The following is a 12,505-nucleotide window of genomic DNA, read 5'->3' on the forward strand; positions in this document are numbered from 1 at the left end:
AGGAGGTCACATCCTGTTCGCGGCAGGTCCAGTGACCAGGCCGGAAGGGGCGATCGGGTTGACGAGCCCGGGCTGGGTTTCCTGGCCGCGCTGCCGCAGCGAAACGACGGCGAGTGCGCCGCCCCTGACGGCGGAGACGATGACCAGGGCGAAGAACAACCCGAAGGCGATGTGAAGGTGGACCAGCAGCCCGTAGACCGTCGCGGTGGCGATGCCGAACAGGACCTGCCGGCCCGGTTTGAAGGGCGTCGTCCCCGGGTCGGTGATCATGTAGTTGGTGAACAGGATGAAGGCGGTTCCTGTCATGACGGTCAGCGCGGTCACCGTGGCGGTTCCGTCGATGGCGGTCCTGATGACGGCTTGGACGGCGAACGCGCCCACCCAGCCCAGGATCAGCGGCATCTTCTTGGTGAGCATCGCGTTGAGCATGGTGCCCGACGCGAGGATCAGCACGGGGATGATCCAGTCGACCGGTCCGCTGACCCACTCGGTGAAGTGGTACGGCGGTGCGATCCCGACCCACGGAAACAGCAGCAGCACCACGACGATGCCGAAGTTCGACGGGTTGAGCACGTGCTTGTAGGCGCCGCGGAGTCTGACCCTGATCAGGTATTTGCTCGAGATCGCCACGATGACAGCGAAGACCACCGGCATCAGCCTGTCGTTGGCGTACAGAAGCATGGCGCAGGCCAGAGCGCTGATGTGCGCGGGCAGCAGGAAGTCGGCCAGATTGCGGAAGCCGCCGGCGTACTTCACCGGCCTGCTGTTGGTCACGGCGTCGATCTTCTCCAGACCGAGCTCAACGACGTAGGCGACGGCCAGGGCGACGATAGGCGTGGCGAAGGCCTGCTCGAAGCCGAGCAGCGTGTGCCCGAGGATGTTGAAAGCGGTGATGGAGATGGCGAACCGGCGCAGTGCGCTTGTTCGGGGGTCTGGTTTGCCGGTCATCGGGTGATCTCCCGTGCGGATCCGTCGGCGTCGAGCAGGAGGGTGCGCCAGCCTGGCGCGAGCGTGATATCGGAGCTGTGCCGCGCACCGCAGGCGTCGCGCCACTGGACTGTCACGTCTGCGGCCGTGGTGCCGTCGGCCAGGCTGAGCATGACCTCGGGAGAGGAGACACCCGCGTGGCCGTTGGCGGGATACACCTGCGCGGTTCTCACTCCGGCCGCACCTGTTCGCAGGTTGACCGTCGCCCCGATGGCCGGAGAGGTGCCGCCGCGTTCGGGTCCGCGGCACCGCGTTGCCGGGCGGACGAGTTGCAGTCCCAGGAAGGGATGACCGGCGCTCCGGGTATTGCGGAAGTAGTGCGACTGTCGCCATTGGTTGGCCACCGCGTAGTCGAGCCGCCCGTCGTGGTCGGTGTCGGCGAGGGCCAGCCCTCGGCTGGGTCCTCGGTTCTCCATGCCCAGCCGGGCGGCGAGGTCGATGAAGCGGCCGTCCGGCCCCTGGACGAAGAATCTGTTGGGGTTGGATCCCGAGAGGTCGTCGGTTGACATGAAGCGCGGCCACATCGCCGGGTCGATGAGCAACTCGTCGTTCGTCATGGCCAGCTCCTGCAGCTCCGGCCAGCGGTTGGCGGTGCCTTTGATGAAGCCGGTGGCCTGGATGATCTGGGTCTGCCCGTCACCGGCGAAGTCGCCGGTCTTGACGTCCCAGCCCCATCCGGAGCGGGAGATGCCCAGGGGCTCGCTGTGATCGTCGTAGCGTGCCGTACCGCCCTCGAAGACGTTCTCGCTCTGGCTGACCCATGCGAAATTGCTCTCGTGGAGGGCGAAATCCTCGGTGATGTTGCTGACGACGATGTCGGGGACGTCGTCCTTGTTCAGATCGGGGAAGGCGACGCCCATTCCCTTGAAGGAGTCCAGGCCGAGGGTCTTCGACTTGGGGGTGGTGAAGTGCCGGACGCCTTGCATGATCTCGAAGCGCGGACGGCCTGGCGTCGAGACGTTCTTCAGCAGGCGGTCCGGGCCGAAGTCGTTGGCGACATAGAGGTCTGGAAGTCCGTCACCGTTGAGGTCCTGGGCGCCGAGGGCGAGCGTCCAGCCGTTCTCCATTTCCGGCGTGAATGCCGTCGCGGCTTCGGTGAAACGGACTCCGTCGTCGGCGTCCTGCCAGAGCATCAGCCGGTTGTGACCGGCGTTGTATCCGCCGGACATGGAGTCCTGCATCTGCAGTTCGGGCTGGACGGCCTTCGGGTCCAGCACCCTGGCCCCGTCGGGGAAATAGTTGCCGACCGCCAGGTCGGTGTGGCCGTCTCCGTCGAAGTCGCCGAGCGTCACGGCGTTGGTGTTCCAGACCTGGTACGGCTGGACGAGCTCCTGCGGCACGAAGGACGCGACCGCGAGCGGGTCAGCCTTTCTGAGATAGACGATCGGCGAGCGTCCCCAGAAATAGACCAGCGTGTCGGCCTTGCCGTCTTCGTTGTAGTCGCCGGGAACGCAGCCCATCGGCGCCATGGTGGCGTCGTAGGGCAGCCCCGTGGGCTTGAGTTCGAAGGGAGCGAACCTGCTCGCGCTGCCGGGCACCGGCTGCAGGCGCACTGACTCGTCACGGGGATCGACCAGGCAGAGGTCGTCCGAGCGGCCGTTCGCGTCGAAGTCGGCGAGCGCCACGGCCGCGCCGAGCGAGGAGATCCAGTGATCGATCTTCTGGTACGCGGGGGCCACCGTACGAATCGCTCGGGTGGTTGTCGCGGTGTTGAGTGGGTGCTTCTCGAACGAGAAGCGCTGCGCCACCGACGCGAGCGTCTCCGGCGACGCCGCGGGAGGCCGCGACAACTGCCAGCCGCTGACGACCAGCACGAGCGCCACGATCTGCGCCAGGTGGGACCTCAGCCGATGCTTCACCGTTCTCCTCCTCCCGCGTGCAGGGACCAGGCGTGGCGGATGCCTGCGCGCCAGCGCTCATACGTCCGCGGACTGTCCTCGTCTGTCTTGGCAGCGGCCAGAGCGGTGTCGGTCCAAGCAGCCGCGGCATCGGCTTCCGCGCCGGTGAGGAGTTTGACGGCGGTCGCCACGTCGGAGGTGACGCCCCCGGACAGGTGGTGAGCCTTGGCCGCGAACGCCGCCCCCTGCGCCAGGTGGTCGTGGTAGCCGTCGGCGACCTGCAGTAACCGCTCGAGGACGTCGGCCGGCTGGGCTCCCGTATAGCCGGCCGCCAGGCCGATGCCCGCCCAGAGGTCGGCGCGCCGGCCTGGCGGGAATCCGCCGATCACCTCGGCGATGCGCGCGGGATCCGCCCCGGCGTAGAACCACAGTGCCCGGCCGGCCCCCTGGTCGCGGATGGAGAGGACGGGCCCTCTCGCGGAACGCTCCACATGGCCGTGGAAGACCGCCTCAGGCCGGAAGAAGGCCTGGTGGAAGCCCCAGCCGTCCCAGGCCAGCCACCGCAGCACGGGTTGGTGGGCTCGGATCGCGGTCCATGGGCGCACGCGAAGGCGGGCGAACGCCCAACCGGCTCCCACGTGGATCAGGTGCACATAGCGCCGGCCCGCATGACGGTGGAGGCTCGCGAGCCGCCGGCCGCCGGTGAAGGTGAGCAGGTCGAGCAGGACCGCACTCATCGCCGCCCCCTCGAACGCGAAGCCGCGAAGCCCCGGCTTCAGGTCGGAGAAGGCCAACTCCTCCGGCCTGCCGGTGATCATGGCGTTGTAGCCGGCCGCGAAACTCCGTACGACGGCGTCGAGCTTGGGCCGCACCGCGGGAGAGGCCGGGCAGAAGCCCCGCCGGGCGAGGTCGAGATCACCGGGGTCGAGCATCAGCGGTCGGCGAAGAAAAGATCGCATAAACGAGTTCGGGTCAGCCACCGTCCATACCCCATTGCCAGAGAGGGAGGTCTGGAAGGCACCAAATAACAGCCTTCTGCGGCTGTCAACACGAATCTCGGCGGCGAAACCACTACCAGCGAGAACAAATCCTATAAGAATCTTTTGAATAATGCGCGGTCGCAGGACGACTACCGGACGCACACGCTGTCAACAAAACATTCCGACAACAGGAGAACTCCCCCTTGGCACACCATGCCAAGGGGGAGTTCGATCAAGCACTACGCGGACAGCGCGGCCTGCAGCCGTCCCAGGATGAAGGGCCAGCCGGTCTGATGCGCGAGGTAGGAGTCCATCAGCAGGGGCGTGAGGTTCTCCCATCCCCTGTGGGTCATCTCGACGCGCGTCAGGGCAGGACCGAGCTCTTTGAAGAGCAGCTCGACTTCCGTGAAGGCGGGGCCCTGAATCACTTCCCAGGAAAAAGCGACCAAACGCGGCGGATCCCAGCGGAGAATATGCCCCCAGTCCCGCTCTTCGCCGTCGTCCAGAATTTCGTAAATGCGACCGCCGACCCATTCTTCGAGGCAGACGTCACGCACTTTTCCCGGCTCGATTGCGAAAGAGTCGATCGGCCACCAGGTTGCGAGTTTTTTGGTGAAGGTGCCGAAAGTGCGGCTTTGGTCCGCCTCTACATTGACAGCATGGCGGATCGGCTCTACTCCGGTCTCGGTCGGACTACTCATCGGCGTGACCTCTGTAGGCGTCGGGACGACGCGCACAAGTCTGCCAGATCGCTCAGCCGACCGCCGTCTCATCGCGCGCTTCCGTATCGGTGCCCTCAACGGATGCGCGAGCCTTCATCATGCTTTCCTGCCACAACGACTCGACCACATCACGCAGCTGGCCGAGGGCGTCCTCGCTGGCGCGGTAGATCCGCTTGGTGCCGTCACGCCGTTCGATGATCAGCCCAGCATCCTTCAGCACCTGCAGGTGCTGAGAGACGGCCGACCGCGTCACGTCGAAGTGCTCCGCGATACGGCCGGCGGGGAGCTCCTCGGTGGCGACAAGACGCAGGATGGCACGCCGCCGCGGCTCGGCGATCGCGCGCAGCACCTCGTCCAAGTCTCCGCTCATGGTGCCGATCCTAGCCAGCGGGCGACGGACGGCCCACTGAAGGAGGAGGTCGCCGGAGATCCGACCGCCCGCGGGTGTCTCACCACGATGCACCTCGCAGCCGCCAACCGGCATCAATCCTGATGCCGGTACAGCCCAACCCCCTGAGCGTAGGCAGCTCCTTGCGTTAGCGTCAACTGTCGTTATCCTCCGGGCGCCATTGACCTGGCATATTCACGAGGTCGCAGGGGACGCGGCCGCCGCACGACGGACCGACCAGCTTCGACCGGCAGGCGATGCAGCCTCCATTCCAGCATTCCCTCCTCCAGGGGCCGGGCGCAGCGCCCGTGCGCCTTGAGCAGCCAGACGGCCTCGGTGGCCAGAAGACAGTGCGCGCTGCGACAGTAGGCGACCACCTCGACCCCGACCGGGATCTCCTCCATCCTGACGCGTAGTTCTTCGAGTGGGATCGAGACCGCTCCAGGGATGTGGGCGGAGACGTACTCGACAGCGGGCCGTACGTCGATGAGCATCGTCCTTCCGTCACCCCGCCTCCGGAGAAGTTCCTCTCTGGTGATGACCGGATCCGCGGGGACCGCGCGCAGGGCGGTCATGCGAGTGGCCTCCGGCTCCAGCGTGCGCTTCCTCGAGACCTTCCGCAGGTTCACGTACAGAAGGGCGACGTCTTCTCCCGCCAACCGGTAGTAGATGCGCGTGCCCTCCCTCCGGCTGCACACGAGCCCGGCGTCACGCAGCACCTTGAGCTGCGCGGATGTGTTGCCGATGGGTACCTTCGCCGCGCCGGCCAGATCCTCGACGCTGCGTTCGGCCTGCGACAGCAGGTCGAGCAAGTGAAGCCGGACAGGATTAGCCAGGGCCTTCGCCACGCGGGCGAACTCTGCGAGCACCGTGGTCACATTGTCAGAGGGCATCACTACCGTGCCTTTTCGCATCGAGTGTGGAGTCGTGCACCGCTATGCATTCCAGCGCTTGAGCCAATCGGTCTCCTGGGCGGTCTTTTCCTCGTGGAACCGGGCCGAAGGTTCGTAGAGGGTCACGGTGGGCGCGGGCACGGCGAGGAATTGTCCCTCTCCCTTGGCGGCCAGGTGGTCCCCGAGTTCGATATAGCAGGAGCCGTGGCCTTCGAACCATGGCTCGGGTGCTTCGTAGCCGAGGTGACGAAGCACCCCGTTGGTGACGACGTCCGCGGCTCCCTCGGCGAACACGGCGGCCTTGGGAAGCGGCTTGCCGTTGGGCAGGGTCAGCACCGTCACATCGCCCAACGCCCATACACCGCTCGAGGTGGTGGTGAACGTCCGGGCGTCCACGGGGATCCACCCTCTCACCGCAGCGGGCGGCCGGTGCGGTGGCACGACAGCCAGGAGGTCGAAGCTCTCCCGGCTCCCGTCGGCGAAGTGAAGCTCGCCCGCCCCGCCGTCGACCCGCTCGACAGCCCGCTGCCCGTGGAAGCCGATGCCGTACGCCGTCAGCATGTCGACGAGCGCCTGGCCGACGGCCGGCCCCGCGACGGGCATCGGCAGCGGGTCAGGTGTGTAGGTGTCGATCGAGACGTTGTCCCGGGCGCCGGTTTCCCGCAACAGATCAGCGAGCAGCAAGGCCCCCTCGAAAGGCGCCGCCGGACATTTGAAGGGCACACCGGCCACGAGTACGGCCAGGCGCCCGCCGTCGAATCGCCGCACGCTGTCGTGCAGCCGGGCCGAGCCCTCCAGCGTGTAGAACTCCCCCGCCTGCCCGGCTTCGAGCGCTTCCGCCAGACCCGGGACCATGGTGGGCGCTAGATCGGCGCCGAGCGCGATCACCAGGGCGTCGCAGGAGAACTCTCCCGCGTCGGTGACGACCTTTCGACGGTCCGGCTCGATCAACCTGACCCTCGCCTTGACCATCTCGACCCCCGGCAGCGCGTCCTGGCTGGGGCGTACCGTGATGTCGGCCGCTGTGCGCCACCCTCTCAGCACCCACAGAAGCGATAAGCCGAGGACGCTCTCGAAGGACTGGTCGATGAGAACGACCTTGTCTGATCCGGGGAGTCGATCACGGAGCTGACTGGCGACGTTGAGCCCGCCGACTCCAGCCCCTAGGACGATAACTGTCTTTGCCATGGTGCAGAGCTCCCGTCAACTCGGACGTTGGTCTCTTGGCTGCACGAGCACGTTGGTGCGACATAGAAAGACGAGGACACAGAGCTGTGAGAACGCTACAATCCTCCATGGATCCATTAATCCATTGCTCCTTGGAGGATTATATGGTGGGAGACCCCAGCAGGAAAGCCTCCCTTTTCGACCAAATCGCCCGAGTTGGTAAGGCTCTTGGTCATGGGAAGCGCCTGGAGCTGCTTGACCTGCTGGCTCAGGGAGAGAGAAGCGTCGAGGTTCTGGCCCAGACCGCCGGCCTTGGCGTCACCAGCACGTCCGCCCACCTTCAGACGCTGAAGCACGGAGGGCTCGTCTCCACCCGGCGCGACGGCACGCGGGTTCTCTACAGCCTGGCGGGCGGCGACGTCGTCGAGCTCTACGCCCGACTGCGAAACGTCGCGGCCACTCATCTGGCTGACGTGCAGGCGGCCGTAGCGGCCTATCTGGGAGAGCACACGGAAGAGGTCACGCGTGACGAGCTGCTCGAGCGGGCGGCATCCGGCAACGTCACCATTCTCGACGTGCGCCCCAAGGAGGAGTACGACGCGGGGCACATCCCGGGATCGGTCTGCATCCCGATAGACGAGCTGCCCGGTCGCCTCAACGAACTCCCAGCCGACGCGGAGATCGTGGCGTATTGCCGGGGCGCCTATTGTGTGTTCGCGCCGGAGGCGGTCCGCCTCCTGACCAGCAACGGGCTGCAGGCCCGGCGGCTGACTGAAGGGATGCTCGAATGGCAGGTCGACGGCCTGCCCGTGGAAACCAGCGACCAGTGAACGACGGCCCCACCGTCAGCGTCCTGGACGGGGGCCGTCGTTCCTGCGTGGTGCTCCTGATGGAGCTACGGCGTCATGTCAGCGCCCTCAATCCCGGCGATGCGGTGCACCTGATCGCGCACGATCCGGCCGCACCCCTGGACCTCGCCGCCTGGTGCCACCTGACCGGACACACCTATCTCGGCCCGGTCCCGAGCGACCAGCCCACCTACGCGATCCGCGTCGAAGCGGGCGCCCTCTCGACCGAAGCCCATGCGCCGTGGCGGAGACGGCGGCCGCCTACCTGAAGTTACGCTCGGTTCGCGGGAACGGCCGGGCGGAGGCTACCGGTCGCCGACGACGCGGCGGGCAGAGCCGGTCGGATCTCACTCGCCTGCCTGGGTTGGCTCGCAGGTCCGCTGGGCCTCGGAGCGGGACTTCAGCAGCAGATACAGCCCGCTCAGCCCCAGCGCGGCGCCGATCCCGATCATGGCCCAGATCGTGGGCCACCGCAGAGGAAGGGGCAGGTGCAGGGCCAGGAACCATGACGGGTTGACCGTACCCGTGGCCAACATCAGTGCGGGAACGACGCCCTGGGCCACGAGCGGCACCCAGCACAGGGTCAGCGCGGTAAGCACGTAGATCCTGCGGCCCCTGGGCGCGGTGTCCAGGCCCATCTCCAGGCCGAGGTCGACGTCGCCGAGCTGCGGGTTGAGCCGGTCCCAAGCGAAGGCAGCCTTCTCCTTGCGCAGCGCGCCCGAACGCATCCGGTGGAGCACGGCGGGTGCCTGGGCGTCGAGCCGGTCGGCGGCGATGCGGCCCAGCAGCCAGGCGAGCCCGCCACCGGTGAGCACCCCCACCACGGGACCGGCCCACACCGGGCCGAGCCGTACGGCGAAGAAGGCGGGCGCGGCGGTGGCCGCGACGAGGACCAGCACGAGCAGGACCTGCGTGAAGTCGGTGCCGTTCTCCAGAAGGTTGCCGCCGCGCTTGTGCGGGTCGGTCATCGGGACCGGGCGCAGCACCGAGACCAGCACCGTCACACCCGCGCCGCCGCCCAGCAGGGCGGGCACCAGCGCGGCCGGCCACGGCCACAGCTCCCAGGAGCCGGTGTAGGCCAGCGAGCAGGCCGTCAGGACCAGGGTGAGCGGCGCGGCGACGAGCAGCCAGCCGAGCTGGCGCCCGCGCACGTCGTTGCGCGCCCCGCCGGGGATCATCATCGTGCCCCAGAGCGCGGTGCCGTCCTCGCCGTAGAGGTTGGCCGACATGGCGGCCGCCCACACGGCGAACACCAGCCCGGTCCAGGGCAGGAAGATGTCGGTGCCGATGGCCAGCGGCAGCATGCAGAAGGCCAGGGCGTAGCAGAGCGCGAAGCACAGGTAGTGGAAGCGCAGCAGGTCGCGCGTCCAGGTGCGCAACTCCTTGGCGGCCACCGCGGTGACCGGGCCGCCCGCCCATCCGCCGGAGCCCGGGCGCGCGGGCCTGCCGCTGGCGCGGCGCGTGGTCATCCGCCGCCGCAGCAGCGCGGCCCAGCCAAGTAACGACAGCAGGCTGAGTACGGCGAGGCCGCCCAGCGAGGCGGCCACCGTGAGCCAGTCGCCCCCGCCGGCCGCCTCGACGGCGACCAGCCCCCACCCGGAGGGCAGCGCGTGCACCCAGGCGGAGAACAGCTCGGGGAAGCCGGTCAGCAGCGCGACCTCGACCAGCGGCACCAGCACCCAACCGGAGTTGAGCACGGCCAGGATGCCGGCGCTGATGAGCGCGGCCAGGGCGGCGCCGCCCTTGGAACGCATGATCTGGGCGAGCGCCGCGGTGCCGAGCTTCGAGGCCAGGACGCAGAACACCAGTTGCAGCACGGCCGCGACGACGCCCACGACGACGGCGCCCGAGCCGAGCCCGGCCGTCGCCGCGACCACGACGAGCGCGGCGAAGGCGGCGATCGTGACCAACGGGGCGAGGCCCGCGAACGCGGCACCGAGGAGCCCGGAGGCCAGGCGGCGCGGCTTGACCGGCAGCAGGGTGAAATGCTCGGGACGGAGCGTCTCGTCGCCGCCGCCGAACAGGACGGGGCCGAGCAACCACCCGGCGGTCCACAGGGCGAAGACGGCGCCGAGCAGGTCGAAGGGTAGCGAGGCGACGGGAAAGTCCCAGATCGCCAGCAGCATCGTGCCCGCCGCCAGGACGAGCCCGAACAGGCCACCACTGATCATCTCGGTGGCGCGCTGACCGGTCATGGAGTGGCGCAGGACGACCAGCTTCATCCGGATCAGGAGGACAACCACGCCAGGTCACCCACCTCGGGCACCTGGCCGCCGACCAGGCTGACGAAGCGGTCCTCCAGACTGGAGCCGTCGCGGACGGCCTCGAGCGTGCCGGAGGCGACGACCTTTCCGGCGGCGATGACGGCGACGCGGTCGCAGAGCTGCTCGACAACGGCCATGACGTGGCTGGAGAAGACGACGGAGCCGCCGCCCTCGACGAAACGCCGGAGGATGACCTTGATGGTGGCGGCCGAGACGGGGTCAACCGCTTCGAGAGGCTCGTCCAGGACGAGGAGTTTGGGGGCGTGCAGAAGGGCGGAGGCGAGGCCGATCTTCTTGCGCATGCCGGTGGAGTACTCCATCACCAGCGTGCGCTCGGCCTGGTCGAGTTCGAGGACCTCCAGGAGTTCGCCCGCGCGGCGCTCGACGTCCTTGCGGTCCATCCCGCGTAAGAGGCCGGTGAAACGCAGCAGCTCGCGCCCGGTGAGGCGCTCTGGCATCGACAGCCCGTCCGGCAGCACGCCGATCAACTTCTTGGCCTGCGACGGGTCGGTCCACACGTCGACGCCGAAGATCGACGAGCTGCCGCCGTCCGGTTTGAGCAGGCCGACGGCCATCGACAGGGTGGTGGTCTTGCCGGCGCCGTTGGGGCCGACGAGCCCGAAGAAGGAACCCCTGGGTACGTCCAGGTCGACGTGATCGACGGCGATCTTCTCCCCGAACGCCTTGGCGAGGCCGTTCAGGTGGAGTGCCGTCCCGTCCCGCGATGGTGGCAAAGGATTCCTCCCTCGGGTGGGGGGTGATCACTTTTGCCACCATAGCGGGCGCGCTTCCTGGTGGAAATGGTCGCCTGTCAGAGCCGGCTGTTGGTCGCCGCCCAGTCGAGGAGCGCCCCAGCGGTCTGGAAGCGGCTGCTGGAGCTGGACTCTCCGAGAAGCACGCCTACCAGCCGATGTCCGTCACGATCGGCGGCGAAGGCGAGGGTGTAGCCGGCGGCGCGCGTGAAACCGGTCTTCAGGCCGATGGCGCCATCCGTGCGGAGGAGGCGGTTCGTGTTCCGCCAGGAGTAGGCCCGGTGCTCCGCCGTCTCGGGGACGGAACGGAACCGGGTGGAGGCGACCTTCTTGATCACCTCGTTGTCCAGCGCCGCCTGCGCGAGCCGTACCTGGTCACCCGCGGTGGAGTAGCCGCCGCCCTTGGCGGGCATCCCGTCGGCGTTGACGTACAGCGTGTCCTTCATGCCGAGCGCGCGGGCGTTGGCGTTCATCTTCGCCACGAACGCGTCGACGCCGTGGCCGTACGTGCGGGCGAGCGCGTGGGCGGCGTCCGCGCCGGAGGGCAGCAGCAGCGCGTACAGCAGGTTCTCCACGGTGAGCCGGTCACCGGCGCGCAGGTACGCCACCGAGGCCCCGCCCTTCGACGCGTAACGCACATCGGCCGCGGTGACCTCGACCACGTCCGTCGGCTTGGCCTCCTTCAGCACCGTGTAGGCGGTCATGACCTTCGTGATACTGGCCACGGGGACGCGAAGGTCGGCCTTCTTGCTGAAGTAGACCTTGCCGGTCTTGGCGTCGATCACGTGGGCCGCTCGGCCGCGCACGACGGGGGCGTCGGCGGAGATGTCCGCGACGTGGGCGCTGGGGGCCGATGAGACGACGGAGCCGGCCTGAGTGCCGGCCAGCGCCGGAGTGCCAACGGCGGTCACGGCGCCTGCGGCGATGGCGACGCCGAGCAGCGCGTGGCTCAGCCGGTTCTTGAGGTGGGTGGGCATGAAGGGGTTTGCTCCTTGCTTCCATGCCGCCTACCGGGTTAGCTGACGGGTTCGGGCTGGGAAGTGCCCTACGGACGCAGCTGAGCTGGCGTCCGATTCACCCCAAGGGAAGTGGGTCCCCGGTTCCGTGGAGACGGATTCGGCGGCCGAGCGTCGTCCTGGGGGAACCTCAGGAGACGCGCGGTCCGGGCAATGCGATGGCAACGAACGTGTCGACCAGTCGCTACACAACTCCCCAAAGGTAGCTAAACGGTACAAAAGAGGCAAATAACCATGGGGGCAGCCGTGTTGGATCACACCGCGGACAGGCCCTCGGGCTCGCGGGGCCCAGGTCGACGCGCACCCGATCCGCCGACCGCGGACCATGCGCTCGCTCAGCGCCGGTTCAGTCTTTCGGGCGGGCGAACAGTTCGAGGTGCGAGCAGCCGACACAACGGTAGGCGTCGATGATCCAGCGGGTCTTCCCCAGCCGCCTGGCGCCGCCGAACAGCCCGCGCTCCAGGGGGCCCCTGATCCAGCGCGCGTACCCTTGAGAATGCTCGCCGGCATCCTCGACGAAGCCCGGCTCGAGGTCCGCGCCGTCACACTGGGTGCATCGCATGCCCGCATTGTGCCATTGCGGCGATCAGCGCCGCTCATGCCACAAAGTCACAGGTCAACCACCCTGCGGAACCCCCGTGGGCGCGACC

13 protein-coding genes and 1 riboswitch are annotated in these 12,505 nt (G+C 68.1%); of the genes, 2 read left to right on the forward strand and 11 right to left on the reverse strand.

From position 1 onward, the window contains the following. Positions 1 to 6: 6 nt before the first annotated feature. From ACFXJ8_RS15645 to ACFXJ8_RS15675, 7 genes are all read right to left on the reverse strand, one after another. Positions 7 to 948 (reverse strand): enediyne biosynthesis protein UnbU, encoded by a 942-nt coding sequence (locus ACFXJ8_RS15645; protein WP_379644569.1) that lies wholly within the window; start codon positions 946 to 948, stop codon positions 7 to 9. After that, positions 945 to 2,846: an FG-GAP repeat domain-containing protein gene (locus ACFXJ8_RS15650; RefSeq protein WP_379644570.1), complete on the reverse strand. Its 1,902-nt coding sequence runs from the start codon at positions 2,844 to 2,846 to the stop codon at positions 945 to 947. Before ACFXJ8_RS15650 ends, ACFXJ8_RS15645 begins: the two co-directional genes overlap by 4 nt. Continuing rightward, a complete protein-coding gene (locus ACFXJ8_RS15655) occupies positions 2,843 to 3,784 on the reverse strand; it encodes a DUF1702 family protein (protein WP_379644571.1) in 942 nt (313 codons plus the stop codon). The genes ACFXJ8_RS15650 and ACFXJ8_RS15655 overlap by 4 nt, the downstream gene beginning before the upstream one ends. A 260-nt stretch (positions 3,785 to 4,044) precedes the next feature. Continuing rightward, entirely contained in the window at positions 4,045 to 4,506 is a 462-nt protein-coding gene (locus ACFXJ8_RS15660; protein ID WP_379644572.1) for an SRPBCC domain-containing protein, read from the reverse strand. A 52-nt stretch (positions 4,507 to 4,558) separates the two neighbouring features. After that, the gene (locus tag ACFXJ8_RS15665; RefSeq protein WP_379644638.1) at positions 4,559 to 4,876 is read right to left on the reverse strand and encodes an ArsR/SmtB family transcription factor; all 318 of its coding nucleotides are present in this window, start codon (positions 4,874 to 4,876) and stop codon (positions 4,559 to 4,561) included. Between the two features lie 203 nt (positions 4,877 to 5,079). Continuing rightward, entirely contained in the window at positions 5,080 to 5,793 is a 714-nt protein-coding gene (locus ACFXJ8_RS15670) for an ArsR/SmtB family transcription factor (RefSeq protein ID WP_379644573.1), read from the reverse strand. Between the two features lie 57 nt (positions 5,794 to 5,850). Next, positions 5,851 to 6,996 (reverse strand): NAD(P)/FAD-dependent oxidoreductase, encoded by a 1,146-nt coding sequence (locus tag ACFXJ8_RS15675; RefSeq protein ID WP_379644574.1) that lies wholly within the window; start codon positions 6,994 to 6,996, stop codon positions 5,851 to 5,853. Positions 6,997 to 7,139: 143 nt separating this feature from the next. On the opposite strand from ACFXJ8_RS15675, the gene ACFXJ8_RS15680 reads away from it, so the two are divergent. Together ACFXJ8_RS15680 and ACFXJ8_RS15685 are read left to right on the forward strand one after the other, a co-directional pair. Beyond that, positions 7,140 to 7,805: an ArsR/SmtB family transcription factor gene (locus ACFXJ8_RS15680; RefSeq protein ID WP_379644575.1), complete on the forward strand. Its 666-nt coding sequence runs from the start codon at positions 7,140 to 7,142 to the stop codon at positions 7,803 to 7,805. Then, positions 7,802 to 8,092: a sulfurtransferase TusA family protein gene (locus ACFXJ8_RS15685; protein WP_379644576.1), complete on the forward strand. Its 291-nt coding sequence runs from the start codon at positions 7,802 to 7,804 to the stop codon at positions 8,090 to 8,092. Before ACFXJ8_RS15680 ends, ACFXJ8_RS15685 begins: the two co-directional genes overlap by 4 nt. Before the next feature lie 78 nt (positions 8,093 to 8,170). Here the strand turns inward: ACFXJ8_RS15685 and ACFXJ8_RS15690 are convergent, their stop codons facing one another. The 4 genes from ACFXJ8_RS15690 to ACFXJ8_RS15705 all read right to left on the reverse strand — a co-directional run bounded on the left by ACFXJ8_RS15690 (position 8,171) and on the right by ACFXJ8_RS15705 (position 12,417). Next, on the reverse strand, positions 8,171 to 10,066 hold the full coding sequence (locus ACFXJ8_RS15690) for a hypothetical protein (protein ID WP_379644577.1): 1,896 nt from the start codon (positions 10,064 to 10,066) through the stop codon (positions 8,171 to 8,173). Next, positions 10,051 to 10,821 (reverse strand): ABC transporter ATP-binding protein, encoded by a 771-nt coding sequence (locus ACFXJ8_RS15695; RefSeq protein ID WP_379644578.1) that lies wholly within the window; start codon positions 10,819 to 10,821, stop codon positions 10,051 to 10,053. The genes ACFXJ8_RS15690 and ACFXJ8_RS15695 overlap by 16 nt, the downstream gene beginning before the upstream one ends. A 77-nt stretch (positions 10,822 to 10,898) precedes the next feature. Further along, a complete protein-coding gene (locus ACFXJ8_RS15700; RefSeq protein ID WP_379644579.1) occupies positions 10,899 to 11,816 on the reverse strand; it encodes a D-alanyl-D-alanine carboxypeptidase family protein in 918 nt (305 codons plus the stop codon). A gap of 12 nt (positions 11,817 to 11,828) precedes the next feature. After that, a riboswitch (cyclic di-AMP (ydaO/yuaA leader) is annotated at positions 11,829 to 11,971 on the reverse strand. Positions 11,972 to 12,201: 230 nt separating this feature from the next. Further along, positions 12,202 to 12,417 carry a hypothetical protein gene (locus ACFXJ8_RS15705; protein ID WP_379644580.1) on the reverse strand — a complete coding sequence of 72 codons (216 nt, stop codon included), beginning with the start codon at positions 12,415 to 12,417 and terminating at the stop codon, positions 12,202 to 12,204. Positions 12,418 to 12,505: the final 88 nt, after the last annotated feature.

It is taken from the genome of Nonomuraea sp. NPDC059194 (assembly GCF_042754765.1).
Taxonomy (GTDB): domain Bacteria; phylum Actinomycetota; class Actinomycetes; order Streptosporangiales; family Streptosporangiaceae; genus Nonomuraea.